Origin of the sequence: Chryseobacterium daecheongense (assembly GCA_027920525.1) — a bacterium.
In the GTDB taxonomy this organism is placed as follows: domain Bacteria; phylum Bacteroidota; class Bacteroidia; order Flavobacteriales; family Weeksellaceae; genus Chryseobacterium; species Chryseobacterium proteolyticum.
Genome location: CP115858.1, coordinates 2725383 through 2749968, shown reverse-complemented (window position 1 = coordinate 2749968; position 24586 = coordinate 2725383). Strand labels below are relative to the sequence as shown.

The following is a 24586-nucleotide window of genomic DNA, read 5'->3' as shown; positions in this document are numbered from 1 at the left end:
TCATATTAAAATGTCGCAGGAACAACAGATTGCAATTGAAGAGAGGTTCGCCAGAGTTTTTAATGATAAATCTTTTAAGGAAAGACTTTCAAGCGCAGATTTTGAAAAATACATTAGCACAAAAAAGAAATTAAAATTTCAGAAACACGATACTATTTTCGAAGATGGAGAAACTCCAAAGGGAGTATATTTTTTAGAAAATGGTGCTGCTAAACTTTCTAAATCCGGAGCCTTTGGAAAAGATCAGATCTTAAGGTTTATCAAAGAAGGTGATATTATTGGCTACCGTTCTTTACTTTGCGGAGAAAATTTTCAGGCTAAAGCTGAAGCAATGACTGATATTGAGTGTACTTTTCTACCTGCAGATGTATTTATGTATCTTTTAGAGGTGGATTCTCAATTGTCTTTCGTAATGCTTCAGAAAATAGCTTATGAATTAGGAGAATCTTCAAACACGATTACTTTCCTTGCTCAAAAAACCGTAAGAGAGCGATTGGCTGAAATTTTATTGCTTCTGGAACAGAAATTAGGAGTAGATCCGGAAGGGTTTATCAAAATTTCTTTAACAAGAGAAGAAATTGCCAATATCATCGGGACAGCTACCGAGAGTGCTATCCGTCTGATCTCCGAATTCAAACAGGATGATCTGATAGAAGTGGACGGAAGAAACATCAAGATCCTCAACCACGACAAACTAATGAAACTAGGTCACGTAGTTTTATAAATCATAAAAAAAATTTAAGTCGGCGGAAGCCGACTTTTTAACTTTTAAAATATAGATACATTATGTCTGTTCATTCTGAAATAAAAAAAGTTACGACTGAAACCTTGCGTAAAATGAAGTTCGACAAGGAAAAAATAACAATGCTTACAGCCTATGATTTCACTACAGCAAAGATGGTAGATGCAGGAGGAGTAGATGCTGTTTTGATAGGAGATTCTGCAGCCAATGTAATGGCAGGTTTTGAAACTACGCTGCCTATTACTCTTGATCAGATGATCTATCATGCTCAAAGCGTTGTACGTGGAGTAGACAGAGCTCTCGTTATTGCTGACCTTCCTTTTGGAACTTATCAGAGTAATCCTGAAAAAGCATTAGAGTCTGCCGTGAGAATGATGAAAGAGGGCGGTGCCCATGCTGTGAAAATTGAAGGCGGTAAAGAGATTTCAAAATCAATCAAGAAAATTGTTAATGCAGGAATTCCTGTGATGGGGCATTTAGGATTAACCCCTCAGTCTATTTATAAATTCGGAACTTACAAAGTAAGAGCGAAGGACGAAGCAGAAGCTGAGAAACTGATCAGTGATGCGCAGCTTTTAGAAGAATTAGGGTGCTTTTCTGTTGTTTTAGAAAAAATTCCGGCAGATTTGGCTAAAAAAGTATCTGAAAGTATCTCGATTCCGACAATCGGAATCGGAGCAGGCCCTGACTGTGACGGACAGGTTTTGGTTTATCATGATATGGTAGGAATGAACCAGGGATTCAGTCCAAAATTTTTGAGAAGATATCTTGATCTTTACAGTGAAATCACAGGGGCAGTTGCACAATATGTAAAAGATGTAAAAGAGGTTACCTTTCCTAATGAAAAAGAAAGCTATTAATGAGAGATAATCAACAGACTATACAAGGAGTTATTTCCGTTATCGCATTGATCTGCCTTGCCGTAGGATGGTTCAATTTCTTTTCACCGGAAACTAATGATATCCTCTCGAAAAGGGTATTTTACATCGTCATAGGAATAAGTTTTGCCATTCAGGCTCCTTTTCTGTCTAACAGAAATTTTGTATATCCAATGTATGCTGCCGCAGGCCTTTGTATTGTTGGCGCTTTTCTTCCATTGGAATCAAGGCTGGCTGCAATGAAAACACTTGGGCTTCTTGCGGGGATTATTCTTTCTTTGTCGAACAGACGACAGACTAATTAAATGTAAAATGGAGGAGCAGATTGCTTATGAAGACAACCATCTCCTGGTTGTAAATAAAAAAGTCGGTCAGCTTGTACAGGGTGACAAGACCGGTGATGAATCGTTATTAGAATCAATAAAGAACTTTATAAAGAAAAGGGATGCTAAACCGGGAAATGTTTTTCTCGGTTTGGTTCATCGTATAGACCGTCCGACATCAGGTTTGGTTATTTATGCCAAAACCTCAAAAGCCCTTTCCCGTCTTACTCAGATGGTTAAAAACAGGGAAATTAAAAAAACATACTGGGCTGTTGTTGCTAAAGAAATGATTCCGCATCACCAGAAGCTGGTTCATTATTTAAAAAAAAACGAGAAAAATAATAAAGCCATTGTTTTTCCAAAGGCAACAGATGGAGCAAAAGAGGCAATTTTAACTTATAATGTTATTAAAACCCTGGACAATTATATGCTTCTTGAAATTGATCTGGAAACAGGAAGACACCATCAGATCCGGGCTCAACTTTCCAAGATTGGAGTTCCGATAAAAGGGGACTTGAAATATGGAGCACCCAGGTCCAATCCGGACGGAGGGATCAATCTTCATGCACGGATGCTTACATTCATCCATCCTGTGACCAAAGAAGAGATCAGAATTGTAGCTCCTGTTCCGCAAAATGATGCCATATGGAGAGCATGCGAAGAATAAGTCTGAATATAAAAGTTAATCTTAACATTATACTATTAAACATACAAAAGACCATCTAAAAACAGATGGTCTTTTTGTTTTTAATGAAATCATTTTGCCTGTTTTGAAAAAATAACTAACTTCGTCCCATACTTTAGGGGTGTCTGTTCACAAGCAGACTGAGACTTTACCCTTTGAACCTGATCTGGATCATACCAGCGTAGGGAAAAGTGAGATGACTTTTTGCTGTACATTTCTATTGTACAATTATAGCCATTCCTAAAGTGATTTATAACAAAAATCTTGGAATGGAACTTATAATCAATTACACACGGAAAACTTTCGATATTCCACCGGAAAACCTGGAGGCTTTGATGGCTCTGGAGGCACCCGGCCGCAAAAAAGGAATCGCTGTTGCCTTAAACAATCGTATTATTCCCATTTCCTCCTGGCAGAATACTGTACTTCAGGACCAGGATTCAATTTTAATTATTACCGCAACACAGGGCGGCTAATCTTCGTAAAACCCCAATAATTTTATGGCACATTCAATTACGCGTTCGCCATTTCCGAACTCAAAGAAAATTTATGTTGAAGGAAGCATTCATCCTATTAAGGTTGCTATGCGCGAAATCCTATTGAGCCCTACAAAGCTCAGCAATGGAACATTGGAGAATAACCCTCCTGTCACGGTTTATGATACGTCAGGACCTTATACGGATGAAAATTCGCAGATCGATATCCAGAAAGGACTTCCAAGAATAAGAGAGCAATGGATCCTGGAAAGGGGAGATGTAAAAATTCTCGACGGAATATCGTCCGAATATGGGAAAGCCCGTTTGGCAGATCCGAAACTGGATGAATTACGTTTTTCTTATAACCATAAGCCAAAAGTCGCTCTGGAAGGAAAAGAGGTAACCCAGTTATACTATGCAAAACAGGGAATCATTACTCCTGAAATGGAGTACATTGCCATCCGTGAAAACCAAAGAATAGAACAGCTTGATTTTGTTTCCAAAGAAATGTCTTCCCAGCATGCCGGGAACAATTTCGGGGCAAGAACTCCTAAAAATAAAATTACTCCTGAATTTGTAAGAGAAGAGATTGCTGCCGGAAGGGCAATCATTCCTAATAACATCAACCATCCAGAAAGTGAACCGATGATTATCGGGCGGAATTTTTTAGTAAAGATAAATGCCAATATTGGTAACAGTGCTGTTTCTTCCAGTATCGATGAAGAGGTCGAAAAAGCAGTGTGGGCATGCAGATGGGGTGCGGATACTATTATGGATCTTTCCACAGGAAAAAATATTCACGAAACAAGGGAATGGATCATCAGAAATAGTCCTGTACCTATCGGAACTGTTCCCATTTATCAGGCACTTGAAAAAGTGAAAGGAGTTCCTGAAGATCTTACCTGGGAAGTATTTAAAGATACTCTGATAGAGCAGGCGGAGCAAGGCGTTTCGTACTTTACCATTCATGCAGGAGTGCTGCTCAGATATATTCACCTTACCGTTAATAGAGTAACGGGAATTGTTTCCCGCGGAGGCTCTATTATGGCTAAATGGTGTCTTTATCATCATAAAGAAAACTTCTTGTACACCCATTTTGAAGAGATTTGTGAAATCATGAAAAAATATGATGTAGCTTTTTCTTTAGGTGACGGACTTCGTCCGGGATCTATTGCAGATGCTAATGACGCTGCACAATTTGCAGAGCTGGAGACTTTAGGAGAGCTTACGAAGATTGCTTGGAAACATAATGTACAGGTAATGATTGAAGGTCCCGGTCACGTTCCGATGCATATGATCAAAGAAAATATGGATAAGCAGCTGGAAGAGTGCCACGAAGCACCTTTCTATACGTTAGGGCCGTTAACAACAGATATTGCGCCGGGCTATGATCATATAACTTCAGGAATCGGAGCTGCTATGATCGGATGGTTTGGATGTGCAATGCTTTGTTACGTTACCCCTAAAGAACATCTAGGACTACCCAATAAAAAAGATGTGAAAGACGGGGTTATTACCTACAAGCTGGCAGCACACGCTGCGGATTTGGCAAAAGGACATCCAGGTGCTCAGTACAGAGATAATGCTCTGAGTAAAGCAAGGTTTGAATTCAGATGGGAAGATCAGTTTAATCTTTCCCTGGATCCTGAAACGGCAAAAGCATATCATGATGAAACATTACCGGCAGAGGGAGCAAAGATTGCACATTTTTGTTCCATGTGTGGTCCTAAATTCTGTTCCATGAAAATTACTCAGGAAATAAGGGAATCCGCTGAAATGGGGATGATGATAAAATCACAGGAGTTTATCGAGAACGGAAAGGAAATTTATTTATGATCATTGTTATAAGTCCTGAAAACATTTTAATCAATGAAGCAGAATGTGTCAATAAGATGTTTCAGGATGGGCTGGAATTATTTCATATCAGGAAACCTTTTATCACTGAGGAAGAAATGATCGTTTTTTTGGATCAGATCGATGCATCATTCCGTCATCGATTGGTAATGCACGGTTATTTTGATCTGGCAGCAGAATATGGCATTTCAAGAATACACTTCAGAGAAGAGGACCGTATTAATGGATTGCATCCATGGCGTGCAAAAGGTTCGGTAATCTCTACATCGGTACATGATATCATTTCTTTTAATGCTCTTGAACCCAATTGGGAATATGCTTTTTTCAGTCCATTTTTCTCAAGCATTTCAAAACCGGGATATGGAGAACATTCCAAGGTTTTGGAGAGGATAGGACTTCGGAATAATCATGATGTAAAACTTATTGCTTTAGGAGGAATCTATGAGGAAAACATGGAGATAGCACTGAGATCGGGAGCAGAAGGCCTTGCCTTGCTGGGAGGGATCTGGATGAATGAGCAACCTGTAAAGGCATTTAATAAGTGCAGGAATAGAATGTTGGAATATAATTATCAAAACAGGTAGAAATTGGTCAAAGAAAAATTACAATATATTTCCCAGGGAAATACGAAAGAAGAACAGGAATTGAATATTTACAGGGCTCTGGACGCCGGTGTAAAGTGGGTGCAGGTTCGTTGGAAAAACGCGCCTGGGAAAGAGCTTTTTGAATTGTGTGAAAAATCAAAATTACAATGTACCGAATACGGGGCAATATGTATTATTAATGATCACATACATTTGGCAGAACTCGTAGATGCTGATGGTGTACATTTAGGATTAGATGATGGTACAATCACTGAGGCAAGACAGATTCTGGGTCCTGAAAAAATAATCGGGGGAACAGCCAATACATTAGAGGACGTCCTGCAAAGAATTGATGAATCTTGTGATTATATCGGTTTGGGGCCATTGCGGTATACACCGACAAAGGAGAAATTAAGTCCGGTACTGGGCTTTGAAGGGTATCAGCAACTGATCCGGGATTTAGAAAAAAGATCGGTTAAAATTCCTGCAATCTATGCAATTGGAGGTGTACGTCTTGAAGATGTAGAATTATTACAGAAAATTGGAATCCATGGAGTTGCTGTCTCCGGACAAATTACAGGCAGGCCGTCTGTCGTTAATGAATTTATAAAATCTTTCAAATGAATCAAATACTAACAATAGCAGGAAGAAATTTCGAATCAAGGCTATTTCTGGGAACGGGTAAATTCGGAAATCTGGCAGAAATGACACAATCTATTATTGCATCAGAAAGCAATATGGTGACAATGGCACTGAAAAGAATTGATGCTCAATCTAAGGATGACGGTATTCTCACGGCACTGCAGCCCACCAATACCCATCTTCTGCCTAACACCTCCGGAGCCCGTACTGCCAAAGAAGCAGTACTGGCTGCGCAATTGGCCAGAGAAGCGTTAGAAACAAACTGGGTGAAACTGGAAATACATCCGGACCCTAAATATTTACTGCCGGATCCTATAGAAACATTATATGCAACGGAAGAACTTGCGAAGCTTGGGTTTATTGTAATGCCTTACATTCATGCTGATCCCGTTTTATGCAAACGGTTAGAAGACGCAGGGACAGCAGTGGTTATGCCATTGGGAGCCCCTATCGGAACGAACAAAGGTCTTCGGACGTTGGATTTCCTGGAAATTATCATTAGCCAGAGCAACGTTCCTGTGGTAGTTGATGCAGGAATAGGAGCCCCATCTGATGCGGCAAAGGCCATGGAAATTGGTGCTGATGCCGTGTTGGTGAATACTGCTATAGCCGTGGCAAAGGATCCGATCAGTATGGCAATTGCATTTAAGGAAGGGATTATTGCAGGAAGAAGAGCTTACGAAGCCGGACTGGGCCCGATCAGTTCCCATGCTGAGGCATCAAGCCCCTTGACTTCATTTTTATTTGAATAAATCGTATTAGAATGAAAAATTTTGAGGAGGTTTTCACATCCTATGAGTGGAATGATATTAAACAAAAACTGGAAAATGTCACTTTATCCGATGTAGAATACAGCCTTCAGAAGAAGCAGAAAACATTGGATGATTTCCTTAATCTTATTTCAATGGCTGCGGCTCCGAAATTAGAAGTGATGGCTGGCATGGCGAGAGCGATTACCCAAAAACGTTTTGGCAAAGTAATCCAGCTTTATGCACCTTTATACCTTAGTAACGAATGTCAGAACATTTGTACCTATTGTGGTTTTAGCTTAGACAATAAACTGAAAAGAAAAACACTTTCCGATACTGAGATTATGATAGAAGCAACGGTTCTGAAGGCGATGGGAGTAAATCATATATTGCTGGTAAGCGGTGAAGCGAATAAGACCGTAGGGATTGCCTACTTTCTGAATGCTGTTCGGTTATTAAAATCCCATTTTGCCAACATTTCTATCGAAGTACAGCCATTGTCAGAAGATGAATACCGATTACTCCATCAGGAAGGAGTTCATTCAATCCTTGTGTATCAGGAGACTTATCATCAGGAAGTGTATAAGCAGTATCATCCGAAAGGTAAAAAATCAAATTTTAATTTTCGTCTGGAAACACCTGACCGAATAGGAAGAGCAGGGATCCATAAAATGGGGTTAGGTGTTTTATTAGGATTGGAAGATTGGAGAGTCGATAGTTTCTTCAATGCAGCCCACATTGATTACCTGCAAAAGCAATATTGGAAAAGTAAATTTTCCGTATCATTTCCGAGATTACGGCCCGCTGAGGGAATCATAGAACCCAACTTCATTATGGAAGATAAAGAGCTTTTGCAACTCATTTGTGCTTACCGGATATGGAATGAAGATCTTGAAATTTCCATTTCTACCAGGGAGAATGAAAATTTCAGAAATCATATTGTATCTCTTGGAGCCACTTCCATGAGTGCCGGATCTAAGACTAATCCGGGAGGCTATGCTGTAGATCCTCAATCGTTGGAACAATTTGAAACCAGTGATGAAAGAAGCATGCAGGATATAAAAAATGTGATCAGGAATGCGGGATATGATCCTGTTATGAAGGATTGGGATTCTGTGTACAGTGGTTTTTAATAGAATGATCATGAATAGCGAAGAAATGTTTTCCAGATACAGCCGTCAAATTTTTATTGATGAGATTGGTACTTCAGGGCAACGAAAAATACTTAATGCGAAAGTGCTTGTTGTGGGGGCTGGTGGATTGGGGAGTCCTGTTATTCAATATTTGGCAGCGGCAGGAGTTGGCATTTTAGGGATCGCAGACTTTGATAAAGTAGAGCTTCATAATCTGAACAGGCAGATTATTCATAATGAAAAAAGTGTCGGGATATCCAAAGTGTCCAGCGCAGTACAATTTGTTGAAGCACTTAACAGGCATATTACTATTATTCCCATTGATGAAAAGATAGATCTTTCAAATATTGAAAGGATAATTTCCACATATGACCTGATTGTAGACGGATCAGATAACTTTTCTACAAGGTATTTAATTAATGATGCTTGTGTGAGACTAAAAAAACCGGTGGTTTATGGAAGTATTCTGGGCTTTTCCGGTCAGGTGGCAGTATTTAATTACAGAGAGAGTAAAAACCTGAGGGATCTTTTTCCTGAACCACCGGTGGATGAAGATACCCCGGATTGTGATAGTTTAGGTGTTCTGGGATCATTACCCGGAATAATAGGAAGTATGATGGCACATCTGAGCCTGAAAATAATTACAGATCTTCCTGTGAATACCAATCAGCTGACTTTGGTCGATACTCTGGACTGGAGATTTCACACCATCGATTTTTAATTATATTGTTTTTAAATAAATCGGGCAATAAGAATATTCTTACTGCCCGATTTTATGATAATTGATATGTTGATGTAGTATTAAAAGACTATAACCGGATTATTTACTATCCTGCTGCATTACCCCTCCGTTATCCTCTTTCTTGCTGCTGTTTAAGATATTCGGATCCTCTTTAGCCAGTTTGTTTTTGGTTGGGATCTTGTAATTAATGGAAAGTCCGAAATTTCTTGTGTCATATTTTGTTCTCAAAGTAACCGCTTCTCCGGATGGCGGATTAGAACGAACTTGCATTACCTGTCCGTTAAAAATATCATTAGCAAATACAGAAACAGTAAGACGATTATCCAAAAACTTTTTAGTCAGTGTAATATCCAGTGAATTGCTGAATGGTTTTTCTGCTGTGAAGTAGAAATAACCTGCTTTTGGCGTCAGGTAGCTGTAGTTTGCTGTTAGCTTAATCTGTTTAGGCAGAATAAGTTGGGTCATCACATTGAAAATCCAGAATCCTTTGTTGTTTAGATTATCAATATCATGTTTCTGATATCCGGCATACAGATACATAAAATTGATTTTGTCCGGATTAAAATCAAACTTCATGATTTCGCTCATAGGCTTACTAAAAATCATGAAAGGGACAGGAAGCCCTACATTGAAATTGTGGATCCTCATGCTGGAAATGTTTATCTGCTCATTAAACAGGTTTTTTCCATTTTTTCTGATGATCTGTGCAACCTGATTTTTAGCAGAACTTACACTATATCCGATGAATGCATAATCAAAGGCGGAAAGTTTTACTTCATAATTGTCAAAGATCGTAGGCTGCAGATTCGGATTTCCGGTAACCTGGGTATTCGGTCCCTGGAATGTAGTGTTATTGGGATTAAGTGCAGAAATACTTGGCAGACTGATTTTCTTGTTATAGTTTGCTGAAACAGAAACCTGATTCATAAAGCTGTACTGAACACTTGCATTTGGAAATAATTTAAACTTATTAAAAGGGATCAGATTTTTCTGAACTATTGCACCGGTACTGTCAATCACCCTTGTAATTCCAGAGATGTCATAATTTTCAGCCCTTGATCCTAATGTGAAATCGAATTTTTTCAATTTAGCCTGGAACTCAAGATAGGTGGAAGCGGTCTGTCGTTGATAGTCCAGATTGGTCAAACCTCTGCTTTGGGTATCGAAGTTTTGTTTTTCATATAATCCACCGAAACTTACCTTTCCTCCATCAAGGATCTTGATGGGCTGCGAATAATCCACTTTAAAATTAGCAATTCTCATGTCAGATTCATTGTTCAGTAAAAGACCATCCGAAAATCTTGGAAAGTTTTCGTTAGGATTGATGTAACTGATATCTCTGAAAATATTATTCTGATCAAATTTACTCGTTGATTTGGTATATCCGAACTGGAAATCCAGTTTTTGAGATTTATCACTAAAGCGTTTCTGATAGGTTACTACCGCTTCCTGTCTCAAATTATTCGTGTAGGCGGCATCAAATGCATGAAAATATCCTTCCCTGATACTGTCTTTAACAGGAATGTACGGTAGGTCAGCAAAACCGTTACTATCTGTGTAATTGCTGTTTTTATTATGATAGATATCGTAATTTAATAATAATCTGTCCTGTCCCAGATCAAATGTTAAGCCTGATTTCGCGAAATAACCACGGCCGATTCTATCCGTATTGCTTAATAATAAATCATTTTGATTCGAATTCAGCATACTTTCCCGATAGTTCTGTCCGATGTTCAGCTGCCATCCGAAATATTTATTACGGGCGTTTAAATTTAAAGAGTTGCTGGTTCTGCTTCTCAACTTACCGTAGTTGGTAAATGAATAATTTCCTGAATAAGTTGCCGTAAGATATTTATTAGCATTTTTGTTCGTAATGATATTCATAATTGCGCCCCCGGAAGTTGCCGGGAATTCAGCGCCAGGTTGAGTGATCACCTCAATTCGGTCTACAGAATTGGCAGGCATCCCTTCCAAAAATGAATTAAGTTCATTGGAAGTAATGTTTAAAGGGCGTCCGTTAAGATAAACATCAAGGATCTTTCCCTGATACATCATACCGGCAATATCAGTAGACACCAGACCCGGAAGTTTTTTGATACCCTCTAAAACATTTCCGTTGTTCAGCTGGGGCTGTTCTGAAAAATCAAAAATAGTACGGTCTGCCTTTTGTTCAACGGCTTTTTTAGTTTTGGTAATTACAACGCCTTCGATCTGCTTTTCCTTGACCTGGTTGTTGGTTTTTTCCTGAGCCTTTGTGACAATAATGCTTAAGGAAAATAAAACGAGTACAATTTTTTTCATAATGGTTTTTACTACTATTCAGTTAGACGTTTAAAATAAAAAAATGTTACAAGGAAAGTTTTTAGAGGGTTGTTTTATTCCATGAAATACCTCACAATAGAATATAATCATATTGCATCATCATACGACTTGGTTTTGCGATTAATTTAAAAATTTTACAAATTATTTTTTTATTTGTAAAATAGTTATATCTTTGCCTCACAATTATCAAGAATCTCATAGATGGGATAGCAACCTGCAAAACAAGCAAGGTGCTGAAATAGATAAGCCGGCAAGCTCCGGAAAAAATGTTTTTCTATTCATTCCCATCTTACAATTTTTGTTTAAAATTTAAAACCAATGTTTAAGAACAGGGAAAATTACAGCACAATGAATTTGACTTTTTGCCCGGCAGATATCGAAGCAAAGCTTCTGTATGCTGGTGATCACTCATGGCATTTCGTGATGTGTATGTGTTGTTGTTCTTAGCCTCTGGTTTCTATTAACTAATAAAACCGTTTATCATTTTTCTTTTAGCCTTGTGTTTTCAAGGTTACAGGATACTTTTTGCTTAAAATTTTAAGCAAACAAAAAAATTATAATAAAAATTTAAAAATAAAACACATGCGCCATTTTAAAAATAGAAGTATCATTGCTTCGGCCACTTTAATTTCGACGTTTTACTTCGCCCAGTCTGATACTCTAAAATCAAAAAAAATCGATGAGGTTGTTCTTCTCGGTTCAAGAGGATCAGGTAGATCATTAACAGATACTCCGGTTCCGGTAGACGTTATTAACATTTCAAAAATATTGAAACAAAGCCCGGTTAATAATATAAGCCAGGCTCTAAACTATATTGTCCCTTCTTTTTCCTCCACATCGCATACTGTAAATGACGGGACGGATTTTGTGGATCCTGCACAGTTGAGGGGTTTAGGTCCCGATCAGGTTTTAGTTTTACTTAATGGGAAAAGAAGGCATCAGTCTTCACTCATCAATGTAACCCTTACACCAGGTAGGGGTTCGGTGGGAACGGATCTTAATGCTATTCCGGCTTTTGCTCTGGATAAAATTGAAGTGCTTCGGGATGGTGCTTCTGCTCAATACGGATCTGATGCTATTGCAGGAGTTGTCAATTTAGGTCTTAAAAAAAGATTGGGGTTATCCGGTCAGTTATTTTTGGGAGGATATGCTTCACCGGTTACCAACAATTTTTCCGGTGGACTGGATGGAGAAACCATCTCTTTAGACCTGAATTATGGATTCAAACTTGGAAAACAGGGTTTCTTCAATATTACCACATCAACCCAATACCGGGATCCTTATTCCCGAGCTGGTGTGAGGAATGGCGATATATACAATGCCTATAATGCTATTAACTACAGGGCTGCTCAAGATGGGATAGATATAGACGGGCTTTATAAGAATATAAATAATACTTCCAATAGCCAGCAAATTATCAATACGATTAAACAATATGCAACAAAAGTAAATTATTTTTCATCTGATTTACAGAATAAAATTGCAAACGCCAATAACATTTCAACTTTACAGGGTTTATTAGGAGGGGATGTTACCAATGATGAACTTGCATATAGAGGACTTCAACGAAAAGATTTCAGTATCAGAGCTGGACAATCGAAACTGCAGTCAGCACAGGTCTATTATAATTCGGAAATGCCGATTAATGATGACTGGAAGGTGTATTCTTTTGGAGGATATAGCTACAGGCTGGGGAATGCCGGAGGTTTTTTCCGTTTGCCTAATAGCGAGAGAAATATCAATTTTATAACACCCAACGGATATCTGCCACAGATTGAGTCTACCATTAATGATTATTCATATGCAGCTGGGATCAAAGGAAAATGGAATGACTGGAATATAGATCTCAGTAACACTTTTGGAAAGAATACTTTCAATTTTGGAGTTGTTAATACTTTTAATTCTTCATTGGTCAACAACTCTCCAAGAAGATTTGATGCAGGTGGACTTGAGTTTTTGCAAAACACCCTAAACCTTGACTTTTCCAAAAAGTATGATGTATTGCATGGGCTGAACATTGCATTTGGAGGGGAATACCGTTATGAAAATTATAAGGTGAATGCCGGTAACGAGAATTCTTATGCCTCTTATGATATTTATGGAAATGTAGTGACCGTAAATACTCCAAAAAATGAGCTTGTGACTGATTTTTTTGGCGTAACAAGACCTGCCGGTTCCCAGGTATTTCCGGGATTTAGTCCGGATAATGCTGTTTCCGGAAATAGAAATAGTGTGGCCGGATATGTAGATGTGGAGCTGGAACCAACGGATTGGTGGCTGGTAGAAGGTGCTTTGCGCTATGAAAACTATTCAGACTTTGGATCTACCTTTAATTATAAACTAGCGACTAATGTGAAGTTGGCTGATAATTTTAATTGGAGAGGTGCTGTTTCTACAGGTTTTAGAGCCCCTTCATTAGCCCAGATCTATTATAGCTCAACATCAACCTTAATTCAACAGGGTAATACTACCCAGGTAGGAACTTTTAGGAATAATTCCGAGGCTGCACAGGCGCTTGGGATTCCAAAACTGAAACAGGAAACCTCTCAGTCGTACAGTACAGGACTTACTTGGAAAGCTCCAAATTTGAATCTTGTGGTTACAGCAGATGTTTATTATATTAAAATTAAAGATAGAGTAGTGCTCACTGATTTGTTTTTCAGACCTAAAGGTACTAGAGGTGTAGATTTTCCTGAAGGATCGGATCAGGCGATTCTGCAGGATGCTTTTGACCTTGCAAGAGCTAGTGCCGCCAATTTTTTTGCGAATGCTGTAGATTCCCAGACCAAAGGGCTTGATCTTACCATTTCCCAGACATCCAATTTAGGTTCAGGAATTAATCTGGAAAATAACTTTGGGCTCAATCTGAATCAGACCAGAAGAATAGGAAATATTCATGCCTCCCCAAAATTAGTTAGCCAGATAGACAGTTACTTTTCTGAGCCTAACAGGATTTATTTTGAAGAAGCTGTACCCCGTGTAAAAGCAACTCTATCCAATAATCTTAGAGTTTCCGGATTTAATATTTTATTGAGGAATTCTTTCTTTGGAAAAGTAACCGACGCTGATGTATTGGATGCTAATTTTGATGGTGTAGTAGGAAAACAGGAACACTTTGTATTGAATAATCGTTTTGTAACAGATCTTTCAGTAGGCTATGACTTCAGTAAAAATATATCTGCAACCATTGGAAGTAATAATATATTCAATGTGATGCCTTCCAAAAATCCACTAATCAATTCCCTGACAGCAGATAATCAGTTTGTATACTCCAGACAGGTTTCCCAATATGGTATTGGAGGACGATTTCTGTTTGCAAGGGTAGAATTTAAGTTTTAAATGCTCTGGAAGCTTTGAAGCATAAAGCCATATAACAAAGGCAGAGATTTCAACTTAAATCTCTGCCTTTATATTTATAAAGAAGAAAATTCTGTGAATTCATATTCTGCAGAGCAGGTTAAAAGTTGTCTGAGGACTGCTGCATGTCCGTTTCCTATGATTACTAGAATTCTGTCGTCACTTTGATGCGGAATATTCTGTATATTACGGAATATTCTCAGATTCCTGCTATACCAATCCATGGCAAGTATATCAGCTCCGTCATAATCCCTTAATTTAAAATCTCCACTCAGATAAGCGCCATATCCATATTCGTGATATTCTTTGCTGTTAAGATATTGGAAGGTGTTCATAAGTGAGCTAAAGTTTTTGGCTTCTGAATGATTATAGAAATCAGTAAAATTTTGAGAAATGGGGTCATCACTTTTATAATCATATCCCTCTGTAAGTTTCTTAAAATATAGTGAGTCAGTCTTTCCAAACTTTTCCGTAAGGTCTTCTAATACGGAAGAGGCGTCTACACTGAATAGTTCATTGATCTTCAGTTTATTGGCAATTCTCATGGCAAGCTGATACCGTTCGTCTCTTTTATCATGGTGTTTTCCTTCATTATACTCTTTGAGTTTTTGATTGGCGTTCCATTCGGGTGAAGCTTCAATAGCAATCTTTGTTGGCCTGAACTTCTTAATATAATTTACCAGATCGGTAACCTCTTTGGATGTTTTAGGAGATAGTACATCGATCTGGTCCTGTTTTTTGATTTTATGGGCATCCAGATTAGGATAATCAAAATGGAATGAACCAACCACTAAAACTTTTGTTTTTGGAGTAGGGAAGAAATCAGATGGTTTTTTTTGAGCCTGAACAAAGCAGGAAAATAATAGAAGAGTGTAAAGAAGTGTTTTCATGATATTTTATTACTATTATTAAAACAACTTATTATATAGATTTATTACATATTCCTATAAAAATTGAAGGTTATCATATAAAGTATACATATAAATAAAAAAAACATCCCGACCGGGATGTTTTTTTTATTATCGGGGCATAAATCTATTTATGCCTCTTGCTGTTTAATAAGATTCAATGCTGAACCAGCTTTGAACCAGTCGATTTGTTGATCATTATAGGTGTGGTTAGCCATAATAATATCCTTGGTTCCGTCAGCATGTACAAATTCCAGTGTTAATTGTTTTCCGGGAGCAAACTGATCTAAATCTAAGAAGTTAACAGTATCGTCTTCCTGGATTTTATCATAATCTGCCTCATTAGCGAAAGTTAATCCCAGCATCCCTTGTTTTTTAAGGTTGGTTTCGTGGATTCTTGCAAATGATTTTACCAATACTGCTTTTACACCAAGATGTCTCGGCTCCATTGCTGCGTGTTCTCTTGATGATCCTTCACCATAATTCTGGTCACCCACAACGATGGTAGGAATACCTGCCGCTTTATAAGCTCTTTGAACAGCCGGAACTTCACCGTATTCACCCGTTAATTCGTTTTTAACATGGTTTGTTTCCATATTATAAGCATTTACTGCTCCGATTAACATGTTATTGGAAATATTATCAAGGTGTCCTCTATATTTTAACCATGGTCCAGCCATAGAAATGTGGTCGGTTGTACATTTTCCAAAAGCCTTGATTAAAACTTTAGCTCCTGTAATATTTTTACCATCCCATGCAGGGAATTCTTCTAATAACTGAAGTCTGTCTGATGTAGGGCTTACTTTTACTACCACTGAAGAACCATCTTCAGATGGAGCCTGATACCCATTGTCATCTACAGCAAACCCTTTTGCCGGTAGCTCAGATCCTTTCGGTTCGTCTAGTTTAACCTGATCTCCATTCTCTGCAGTAAGCGTATCGGTAATAGGATTAAAGTCCAGTCTTCCTGAAATTGCTACAGCAGCTACCATTTCCGGTGAAGCTACGAAAGCATGCGTATTCGGGTTACCGTCCGCTCTTTTTGCAAAGTTCCTGTTGAAAGAGTGAATAATAGAGTTTTTCTCTCCTTTATCAGCTCCCTCTCTGTCCCATTGCCCTATACAAGGTCCACAGGCATTTGTAAAGATTCTTGCGTTTTCAAATTTTCTGAATGAATTTAAGAAACCGTCTCTTTCTGCAGTGAATTTCACCTGCTCGGATCCTGGATTGATACCCAAAATAGCTTTAGGTTTTACTCCTTTTGCCACAGCATCCTCAACAATAGAAGCAGCTCTTGATAAATCCTCATAAGACGAATTGGTACAAGAACCGATCAGTGCCCATTCAACCTCTAAAGGCCATCCGTTAGCTTCTGCCTTTGCTCTGAACTCAGAAACAGGAGTTGCTAAATCCGGAGTAAATGGTCCGTTTAAGTGCGGAGCCAGCTCAGAAAGATTGATTTCAATTACCTGATCAAAATATTGTTCAGGATTTGCATATACTTCGGCGTCACCAGTAAGGTGTTCAGCAATTTTATCAGCAGCATCCACAACATCCTGTCTTCCTGTAGCAGCCAGATATCTTCTCATGGAGTCATCATACCCGAAAGTAGAAGTGGTAGCTCCAATTTCAGCTCCCATATTACAGATGGTTCCTTTACCTGTTGCAGAAAGAGATTCTGCTCCTTCTCCGAAATATTCCACGATGCATCCTGTTCCTCCTTTTACAGTAAGGATTCCTGCTACTTTTAAGATCACATCTTTTGCAGAAGTCCAGCCACTCATTTTACCGGTTAATTTTACACCGATTAGCTTAGGCATTTTAAGCTCCCATGCCATTCCTGCCATTACGTCTACAGCATCAGCACCACCTACTCCGATGGCTACCATCCCAAGTCCTCCTGCATTTACCGTATGCGAATCAGTACCAATCATCATACCGCCAGGGAAGGCGTAATTTTCCAGTACTACCTGGTGGATAATACCGGCTCCAGGTTTCCAGAAACCGATTCCATATTTATCACAAACAGAACTCAAAAAGTTGAAAACTTCAGAGTTTTTATTAATACCTTCCTGTAAATCTGCTTCTGCACCTACTCTGGCCTGGATCAGGTGATCCGCATGGGCAGTAGAGGGAACGGCAACTTTGGCTTTGCCGGCTTGCATGAACTGCAAAAGTGCCATTTGTGCTGTTGCATCCTGCATAGCTACTCTATCCGGAGCAAAATCTACGTAAGAGCTTCCTCTTTCATGTGCTGTAGTTGCATTTCCTTCCCAAAGGTGGGTGTATAAGATTTTTTCTGAAAGTGTAAGAGGTTTTCCAACGATTTGTCTTGCCGCAGCAATTCTTTCAGGGTAACGCTCGTACACCTTTTTGATCATATCAATGTCGAAAGTCATATCTATTTTAATTTTTCTTTTTCAATTTTTTTTCCGGATTTAATTTAAAAATAAGAAGCGGAAATTCTTCGAGTGCAAATCATCAAATACTATTCCTACCTTCCAAAAATGGCATAAATAAGATGAATCATTACTATTTTTAATACCTATCAAGTTAAGGAAAAAATAAATTTTGAGTTGTTGACCTAGGTTAAAATAATTCTATTCACTCTTAAATGGAAAGATTCTAAATAAAAAAAGAAAGGTTTCAATCCAATAGATTAAAACCTTTCTTAAATTATCATATAAAAGAGTCCTTCGACTTATTATTTCAAGCTCTTAATGACCAACCTGAACAAGCTCTTTAATAGGTGGAGCAAATTTAGTAAGGTCAATACCTTCAACTGCAGCTTTATATTCATCTATATTAGGAATTCTTCCAATGATAGAAGATAGAACGACAACAGGTGTTGATGCAAGCAGGGATTCTCCTTTTTTACGTTCTGAATCTTCAACTACTCTTCCCTGGAAAAGACGGGTAGAAGTTGCCAGTACAGTATCTCCTTTAGCTGCTTTTTCCTGATTACCCATGCAAAGGTTACATCCCGGGCGTTCAAGGTACATTACGTTTTTATATTCTACACGGGCTTCTCCCTTAGGAGCATTATCATCAAATTCGAAGGCAGAATATTTTTCCAGTAGTTCCCAATCCCCTTCAGCTTTAAGTTCATCAATGATGTTATAAGTGGGAGCAGCTACTACAAGAGGAGCATTAAATTCTACTTTACCTTGCTGTTTTTCAAGGTTTCTTAGCATTTGGGAAACAATTTTTAAATCTCCTTTATGAACCATACATGATCCTACAAATCCAAGATCTACCTTTTTCTCTCCTCCGTAATAAGAAAGAGCTCTGATGGTATCATGTGTATATCTTTTGGAAACGTCTTCATTGTTTACGTCAGGGTCAGCGATCATCGGCTCTACAATAACATCAAGATCTACAACAACTTCAGCGTAATATTTAGCATTCGCATCAGGAGTTAAAGCCGGTTTTTCCCCGGATCTGATCTCTGCAATTCTTTTGTTTGCTTTATTGATCAATCCCTGAAGAACCTGATTTTTATTATCCATTCCTTTATCGATCATAATCTGGATTCTGCTTTTTGCGATTTCCAATGATTCGATCAGGGTATTGTCTTCAGAAATGTTGATGGATGCTTTTGCTTTCATTTCAGCAGTCCAGTCTGTAAAGGTAAATGCTTGATCAGCAGGAAGAGTTCCGATGTGGACTTCAATAATTCTACCCTGGAACACATTTTCTCCACCGAATTGTTTCAGCATCTGAGCTTGTGTTGCATGAACCACATCACGGAAATCCATGTGTTCTTTCATGTTTCCTTTAAAGGTAACTTTTACAGATTCAGGAATCGGCATAGATGCTTCACCTGTGGCTAAGGCAAGGGCTACTGTTCCAGAGTCAGCCCCGAAAGCAACACCTTTAGACATTCTCGTGTGAGAATCACCACCGATGATAATTGCCCATTCGTCTACCGTGATATCATTAAGAACTTTATGAATTACATCGGTCATTGCATGATATTCACCTTTAGGATCACGGGCTGTAATCAATCCGAACTCGTTCATGAACTTCATAAGTTTAGGAATGTTTGCCTGAGCTTTTTTATCCCATACTGAAGCGGTATGACATCCTGATTGGTATGCACCATCTACTACCGGAGAGATCACTGTAGCCGCCATCGACTCAAGTTCCTGAGAAGTCATAAGACCTGTTGTATCTTGTGATCCAACGATATTTACCTGTACACGAACATCAGAACCTGCATGTAATACTTTACCTGGTGTTGTTCCAACAGCATTTCTGTTGAATATTTTTTCTACTGCCGTAAGGCCTTGCCCTTCATGGGAAATTTCTTTTGAAGGAGCAAAAACAAGAGGAGTTTCTATTCCTAAAAGTTGTGCAGCGAATGTTTGAAGTTTTTTACCAAAAACAATGGCATATGAGCCTCCGGCTTTAATAAACTCCATTTTCTGAGGTGTGAGAGCCTTCGAAATATCAATAAGCTCCTGATCACCTTTATATAATTTTTTCTCTTTAATGTTGATTGTAAGTACAGTTCCTGTAGCTACAGAATAGGCTTCCTCAAGGATAGGCTCTCCATTTTCATTACGAAGAGGATTGCCATTTTCATCCAGTTTTTTCACCCAGTTTTTAAGGTCAATACCTATACCTCCTGTAACATCTACGGTTGTAAGGAATATGGGAGAAATACCATTTGTACCTCCAACAATCGGGGCAATATTTACAAACGGTACATATGGACTTGCCTGCTTACCTGTCCATAAAGCCACATTATTTACTCCGGACATTCTTGAAGAACCTACACCCATAGTACCTTTTTCTGCAATAAGCATTACGCTTTTGTCAGGATGCTGTGCCTGCAGAGCTTTGATTTCTTCCTGTGCCTGAGGAGTGATCATACACTTACCATGAAGCTCACGGTCAGATCTGGAGTGAGCCTGGTTACCCGGAGAAAGTAAGTCTGTTGAGATGTCACCTTCACCGGCAATATAAGTAACAATCTTGATTTCGTCAGCAATCTCTGGTAATTTTGTGAAAAACTCAGCTTTTGCATAGCTTTCAACAATTTCCTGTGCGATTTCATTACCATTATTGAATGCTTCTTTCAGACGGTTGGTATCTGCGTCATAAAGGAAAACCTGTGTTTTAAGAACGTTTGCTGCTTCTTTTGCGATAGAAATATCATTTCCTAAAGCAAGATCAAGGAGTACTTCAATCGAAGGACCACCTTTCATGTGAGATAGAAGCTCAAAAGCAAATGCAGGTGATATCTCCTCTACTACAGATTCGCCCAGAATGATTTCTTTTAAAAATTTTGCTTTAACACCTGCTGCACTGGTCGTTCCCGGAAGGGTATTGTAGATGAAAAACTTAAGAGAATCTGCTCGGTCTGCATTAGCCGGGTCTTTAATTTGTGCGATGATTTCGCTTAGCAATTCTGCACCATCAATCGGCTTTGGATGAAGCCCCTGGTTTTTTCTTTCCTCAATCTCTTTGATGTAATCCTTATAATTATTCATATAGAAGTCTTTTCAATATTAATTAAAGGTAGATTGATAACGCCACTTTTCCTTACCAGTCAGAATTAAACCATAATATGCCGTTTTTGAGCTTTGCATTTTGATATGTAACACGGACCGGTTAAAATAAGTACAATCTACATTGCTTTTATAAAATGAAAGATAATGTTTCATGCCAAAGCTAAGTATAAAGGACCTTATCGAAAAGTGTAAATGGCTTACCTGTAGTCTGTCTTGCCGCAAAAACTCTCTTTGTAACGTTGGAAAACTTTCTGATCATATCAATATCAAATCTTGTATTCCAAAGACGTTTTAAAATTATCAAACATTTAAAAATGCTCCCAAAAGTACGAATTTTTAATATTTTATAAGGATGAAATTATTTAGATTCTTTATAAATATGATTTTTATATTTTCTATTTTGGCTGTACTTTTGCAAAAAATAAATGATGAAAGTGAAAAATGTAATGGGTTTGCTATCCCTTTTTATTTCGATTTTTGTTTTTTCACAGGCTAAATCTGTGAAGAAATATCCGGTTAAAAAAGTTTCCAAAGCGGTTGTTAAAAAAGCATCCGAACCAAAAATCAATCCCGATCTGGTTGTTATTAATGACGAGATTCCTGTTCTGATTCCACAAAAGAAGGATGGCAAATTCGGTTATGTGAACCAAAAAGGAAAATTCATTATTCAGCCTGAATACCATATTGCTGTTTTTTTTGCTGAAGACTGTAATTTACTGTACTCCCCTAATGAAAAGGTCAGAAAATTCGGAACAAAAGAATATGCTACAGTTGAAAAAGATCTGATTTCTTATAGAATAGATCAAACCGGAAAAAGAGTATATCAGTATAAAAATTCCGATCTGGGACAATGTAAGATGGAATTTAAACAGCAACAATATCAAGCCTATATTTTAAATGGCTTTTACGGAATTATTGAACCTTCAAAATTTATGAATGCTGCTGATTACAGAGAATATCAGATCTATCCTCAATATGAATATCTGCATATCATGGAAGGAGATGATGTTTCTGATCCTATGATCGTCGCTTCTCATAATGACCGCTTTGGAGTAATTGATGTTCATAATAAAATTGTGATCCCTTTCGAGTATTCCAATATTAAAAGAAATTTCAGTTGGAAATTGGGAAAGATGTTTGAAGTAACAAAAGACGGAACAAACTATTATTATATAGATTCGAAGAATAAAGCGTACTAAGAAATGTGAGCCCCAGGTATCCACATGCCTCCCAATCTCATATATTTTTTGTAATTTCGCGGCTGAAATAAAGGGGTGCTTTTACAGGCTGAGATTATACCCACTGAACCTGGAACAGGTAATGCTGTTTAGGGACGCTCTGGCTTTTGCCGGAATTGTATAATATCTTATTGATCCCCTTTTATTCATTAAATTTTAAAATTTATAGAATGAAAGGATTATTTTTTTTAGGGCTTACTGCCAGTTCAATGGCTTTTTCCCAAACCCAAAATACAGATTCCTTAAAAATCAAGGAAATTGAAGCGGTTAATTTTACCAGGAGACTTCCCGTTGCAAAGGAGATCATTAATGTACAAAGAGACCTGGACAGCAGGAACCTCGGACAGGATCTTCCCATACTTTTAAAAAATCAGACTTCTGTAATTTCCACTTCAGATGCCGGAAACGGGGTGGGATATACTGGTTTTAGAATTCGTGGAGTTGCAGGAAGGGGAATAAATGTTATGATGAATGGAGTTCCGTTTAACGATTCGGAGAGCCAGGGTACTTTTTTTGTGAATGTCCCGGATTTGACAAGCTCGGCATCACAGATTGTGATTCAGAGAGGAGTAGGAACTTCCAATAATGGGGTTTCGGCTTTCGGTGCGAGTATCAATGTTATATCCAAAGATCCGGAAGATAAGTTTTATGTAAAAACAGATGACAGTTACGGGTCTTTTAATACCTATAAATATTCTGCTGAGGTAGGTTCCGGAAAGTTTTGGAATAATCGTCTGTCATTAATGGGTAGGTATACCCACATCAGTTCTGACGGATATATTGACAGGGCTTCATCAAGATTAGATTCTTATAATTTCACTGCCTTATTTGAAGAAGGAAAAACAAGGGTTCGTCTGATGGCTTTTGGAGGGAAGGAGAAAACATATCAGGCCTGGAACGGGATAGACAGGAAAACATGGGAGACAGATCCGAAGTTTAATTATTCAGGTGCAATTTATGGCGCTGATGGGAATATCACAGGTTTTTACAATAATGAAACTGATAACTACAGGCAAAATCATTATCAGTTATTATGGGAACAGGGGTTTAATGATCATTGGAATTTAGAGACAACTTTGCATTATACCAAAGGAAAAGGGTATTATGAAAATTATAAGCAGGGAGATCCGTTTTCAAGGTATAATTTACCCAATATCATAGAAGGAGGGCAGACCATAGAAACATCAGATTTTATCAGAAAGAAATGGCTGAACAATGATTTTTACGGAATTGTTTCAACCCTTTACGGAAAATACGAAAACCTGGATCTTAATTTCGGTGCCGTAGCAAATCAGTACTATGGAAGACATTATGGGAATGTGACGGGTGTGTTCTTTCCTATTGATGAGCATGAGTATTACAGAGGGCGTTCGGTAAAAAATGAGGTGGCAGGATTTGCAAAAGCTTTGTTTAGGGTCAATGATTTTGAGTTCTTTGGAGATTTGCAGCTTAGAAATATTGACTACGATACAAAGATTTTATTGGAAGGTGATGATGAAGGTGCCAATATCAAGAAAAACTGGTTGTTCTTCAATCCGAAAGCAGGGATAAACTACAGAATAGGAAATGGTAAAATATTTTTATCCTATGCACATGCTCAACGGGAACCGAACCGGGACGATCTTATTGCCAATAATGAAGTGAAAGCTGAAAAGCTTCATGATTTCGAAGCAGGGTTTGAAAAACAGCTTGGTATTATTTCATTGACGGCTAATTTGTATTATATGTATTATGTAAATCAGCTGGTGCTTAACGGAGAACTGAATAATGTTGGAGCTTTTATCCGTACAAATTCGGGTGAAAGCTATAGGAGAGGTATTGAGATAGGGGCAGTCGCAAAAGTTTCAAAGCAATGGGAGATTTCAGGGAATGTTAGTTTAAGTCAAAATAGGAACCAGGACTTTAAAATAGAAAATAAAACGGTTGTTAAAGAATTGGGAAATACACAGATTTCGTTCTCTCCTGATGTTGTTGCTAATCTGGGATTAAAATTTAATCCTGATAAAAATTTCCAGTTTTCATTGATGAATCAATATGTCGGAAAACAATATCTTGATAACACTGAAGATCCGAATTTACAGCTTAAAGATTACTTTCTTACCGATTTTAATGCACAATATCAGCTCAGGATTGCCAACAATGATATTGCTTTAAAGCTTTTGGTTAATAATATTTTCAATAAAAAATATGTCAATAACGGTGCTGTGTATGGCGGTGAGCCTTATTATTTTTCACAAGCGGGAATTAATTTTATGTTTGGAATAAGTTGGAAAATACAATAAGAATAATGTAAAAATAGTTGTTGTTTTTTTTGAAATATGCAAAAAAGATATTTAAACTCGGAAATTATATATGATAAGACTGCTCAGGCAGTCTTTTTTTATCCAAATAAATGTCATAAAAAGTCCTGAAAAAGTTATAAATTTGCTGCCAG

The 24586-nt window shown here is 38.0% G+C and carries 19 protein-coding genes and 2 riboswitches; of the genes, 14 read left to right on the top strand and 5 right to left on the bottom strand.

The window, feature by feature from the left end; genetic code table 11:
• Positions 1–10 precede the first annotated feature (10 nt).
• The 11 genes from PFY10_12110 to PFY10_12060 all read left to right on the top strand — a co-directional run bounded on the left by PFY10_12110 (position 11) and on the right by PFY10_12060 (position 8787).
• Complete coding sequence (locus tag PFY10_12110; protein ID WBV54980.1) at positions 11–724, top strand: Crp/Fnr family transcriptional regulator; 714 nt, start codon at positions 11–13, stop codon at positions 722–724.
• A gap of 62 nt (positions 725–786) precedes the next feature.
• On the top strand, positions 787–1602 hold the full coding sequence (panB, locus tag PFY10_12105; GenBank protein WBV54979.1) for a 3-methyl-2-oxobutanoate hydroxymethyltransferase: 816 nt from the start codon (positions 787–789) through the stop codon (positions 1600–1602).
• Positions 1602–1925 carry a hypothetical protein gene (locus PFY10_12100; GenBank protein WBV54978.1) on the top strand — a complete coding sequence of 108 codons (324 nt, stop codon included), beginning with the start codon at positions 1602–1604 and terminating at the stop codon, positions 1923–1925. Before panB ends, PFY10_12100 begins: the two co-directional genes overlap by 1 nt.
• 7 nt (positions 1926–1932) lie before the next feature.
• Complete coding sequence (locus PFY10_12095) at positions 1933–2610, top strand: RluA family pseudouridine synthase (protein WBV54977.1); 678 nt, start codon at positions 1933–1935, stop codon at positions 2608–2610.
• Between the two features lie 125 nt (positions 2611–2735).
• Positions 2736–2833, top strand: a riboswitch (TPP riboswitch).
• A 64-nt stretch (positions 2834–2897) separates the two neighbouring features.
• Positions 2898–3104 carry a sulfur carrier protein ThiS gene (gene thiS / locus PFY10_12090; GenBank protein WBV54976.1) on the top strand — a complete coding sequence of 69 codons (207 nt, stop codon included), beginning with the start codon at positions 2898–2900 and terminating at the stop codon, positions 3102–3104.
• A 24-nt stretch (positions 3105–3128) separates the two neighbouring features.
• Positions 3129–4940: a phosphomethylpyrimidine synthase ThiC gene (gene thiC, locus PFY10_12085; GenBank protein WBV54975.1), complete on the top strand. Its 1812-nt coding sequence runs from the start codon at positions 3129–3131 to the stop codon at positions 4938–4940.
• Positions 4937–5542 carry a thiamine phosphate synthase gene (locus PFY10_12080; GenBank protein ID WBV54974.1) on the top strand — a complete coding sequence of 202 codons (606 nt, stop codon included), beginning with the start codon at positions 4937–4939 and terminating at the stop codon, positions 5540–5542. The genes thiC and PFY10_12080 overlap by 4 nt, the downstream gene beginning before the upstream one ends.
• Before the next feature lie 3 nt (positions 5543–5545).
• Entirely contained in the window at positions 5546–6166 is a 621-nt protein-coding gene (locus tag PFY10_12075; GenBank protein WBV54973.1) for a thiamine phosphate synthase, read from the top strand.
• Positions 6163–6936: a thiazole synthase gene (locus PFY10_12070; protein WBV54972.1), complete on the top strand. Its 774-nt coding sequence runs from the start codon at positions 6163–6165 to the stop codon at positions 6934–6936. The genes PFY10_12075 and PFY10_12070 overlap by 4 nt, the downstream gene beginning before the upstream one ends.
• Positions 6937–6947: 11 nt before the next feature.
• Positions 6948–8066 (top strand): 2-iminoacetate synthase ThiH, encoded by a 1119-nt coding sequence (gene thiH / locus PFY10_12065; GenBank protein WBV54971.1) that lies wholly within the window; start codon positions 6948–6950, stop codon positions 8064–8066.
• Between the two features lie 10 nt (positions 8067–8076).
• Entirely contained in the window at positions 8077–8787 is a 711-nt protein-coding gene (locus PFY10_12060) for a HesA/MoeB/ThiF family protein (GenBank protein ID WBV54970.1), read from the top strand.
• Positions 8788–8886: 99 nt separating this feature from the next.
• Here PFY10_12060 and PFY10_12055 read toward each other — a convergent pair whose 3' ends face one another.
• Positions 8887–11109, bottom strand: coding sequence for an outer membrane beta-barrel family protein (locus PFY10_12055; protein ID WBV54969.1), 2223 nt, complete (start codon positions 11107–11109; stop codon positions 8887–8889).
• Positions 11110–11308: 199 nt separating this feature from the next.
• Positions 11309–11407: riboswitch (SAM-I-IV-variant riboswitch) on the top strand.
• A gap of 305 nt (positions 11408–11712) precedes the next feature.
• On the opposite strand from PFY10_12055, the gene PFY10_12050 reads away from it, so the two are divergent.
• A complete protein-coding gene (locus PFY10_12050; protein ID WBV54968.1) occupies positions 11713–14469 on the top strand; it encodes a TonB-dependent receptor in 2757 nt (918 codons plus the stop codon).
• A 74-nt stretch (positions 14470–14543) separates the two neighbouring features.
• Here the strand turns inward: PFY10_12050 and PFY10_12045 are convergent, their stop codons facing one another.
• From PFY10_12045 to PFY10_12030, 4 genes are all read right to left on the bottom strand, one after another.
• Positions 14544–15377: a DUF5694 domain-containing protein gene (locus PFY10_12045; GenBank protein WBV54967.1), complete on the bottom strand. Its 834-nt coding sequence runs from the start codon at positions 15375–15377 to the stop codon at positions 14544–14546.
• Between the two features lie 149 nt (positions 15378–15526).
• Positions 15527–17794, bottom strand: a complete 2268-nt coding sequence (locus tag PFY10_12040; GenBank protein ID WBV54966.1) for an aconitate hydratase — start codon at positions 17792–17794, stop codon at positions 15527–15529.
• Between the two features lie 318 nt (positions 17795–18112).
• Positions 18113–20893: a bifunctional aconitate hydratase 2/2-methylisocitrate dehydratase gene (locus PFY10_12035; protein WBV54965.1), complete on the bottom strand. Its 2781-nt coding sequence runs from the start codon at positions 20891–20893 to the stop codon at positions 18113–18115.
• 181 nt (positions 20894–21074) lie between these two features.
• Entirely contained in the window at positions 21075–21218 is a 144-nt protein-coding gene (locus PFY10_12030) for a hypothetical protein (GenBank protein WBV54964.1), read from the bottom strand.
• Positions 21219–21339: 121 nt separating this feature from the next.
• Between PFY10_12030 and PFY10_12025 the strand changes: the two genes are divergently transcribed.
• Together PFY10_12025 and PFY10_12020 are read left to right on the top strand one after the other, a co-directional pair.
• Positions 21340–22113, top strand: coding sequence for a WG repeat-containing protein (locus PFY10_12025; GenBank protein ID WBV54963.1), 774 nt, complete (start codon positions 21340–21342; stop codon positions 22111–22113).
• 209 nt (positions 22114–22322) lie between these two features.
• Positions 22323–24434 (top strand): TonB-dependent receptor, encoded by a 2112-nt coding sequence (locus PFY10_12020; GenBank protein ID WBV54962.1) that lies wholly within the window; start codon positions 22323–22325, stop codon positions 24432–24434.
• Positions 24435–24586 lie beyond the last annotated feature (152 nt).

Bases quoted from the DNA above. Each gene is read 5' to 3' on its own strand.
- PFY10_12110 (WBV54980.1), top strand. From the start codon at position 11: ATGTCGCAGGAACAACAGATTGCAATTGAAGAGAGGTTCGCCAGAGTT.
- panB (WBV54979.1), top strand. From the start codon at position 787: ATGTCTGTTCATTCTGAAATAAAAAAAGTTACGACTGAAACCTTGCGT.
- PFY10_12100 (WBV54978.1), top strand. From the start codon at position 1,602: ATGAGAGATAATCAACAGACTATACAAGGAGTTATTTCCGTTATCGCA.
- PFY10_12095 (WBV54977.1), top strand. From the start codon at position 1,933: ATGGAGGAGCAGATTGCTTATGAAGACAACCATCTCCTGGTTGTAAAT.
- thiS (WBV54976.1), top strand. From the start codon at position 2,898: ATGGAACTTATAATCAATTACACACGGAAAACTTTCGATATTCCACCG.
- thiC (WBV54975.1), top strand. From the start codon at position 3,129: ATGGCACATTCAATTACGCGTTCGCCATTTCCGAACTCAAAGAAAATT.
- PFY10_12080 (WBV54974.1), top strand. From the start codon at position 4,937: ATGATCATTGTTATAAGTCCTGAAAACATTTTAATCAATGAAGCAGAA.
- PFY10_12070 (WBV54972.1), top strand. From the start codon at position 6,163: ATGAATCAAATACTAACAATAGCAGGAAGAAATTTCGAATCAAGGCTA.
- thiH (WBV54971.1), top strand. From the start codon at position 6,948: ATGAAAAATTTTGAGGAGGTTTTCACATCCTATGAGTGGAATGATATT.
- PFY10_12060 (WBV54970.1), top strand. From the start codon at position 8,077: ATGAATAGCGAAGAAATGTTTTCCAGATACAGCCGTCAAATTTTTATT.
- PFY10_12055 (WBV54969.1), bottom strand. From the start codon at position 11,109: ATGAAAAAAATTGTACTCGTTTTATTTTCCTTAAGCATTATTGTCACA.
- PFY10_12050 (WBV54968.1), top strand. From the start codon at position 11,713: ATGCGCCATTTTAAAAATAGAAGTATCATTGCTTCGGCCACTTTAATT.
- PFY10_12045 (WBV54967.1), bottom strand. From the start codon at position 15,377: ATGAAAACACTTCTTTACACTCTTCTATTATTTTCCTGCTTTGTTCAG.
- PFY10_12040 (WBV54966.1), bottom strand. From the start codon at position 17,794: ATGACTTTCGACATTGATATGATCAAAAAGGTGTACGAGCGTTACCCT.
- PFY10_12035 (WBV54965.1), bottom strand. From the start codon at position 20,893: ATGAATAATTATAAGGATTACATCAAAGAGATTGAGGAAAGAAAAAAC.
- PFY10_12025 (WBV54963.1), top strand. From the start codon at position 21,340: ATGATGAAAGTGAAAAATGTAATGGGTTTGCTATCCCTTTTTATTTCG.
- PFY10_12020 (WBV54962.1), top strand. From the start codon at position 22,323: ATGAAAGGATTATTTTTTTTAGGGCTTACTGCCAGTTCAATGGCTTTT.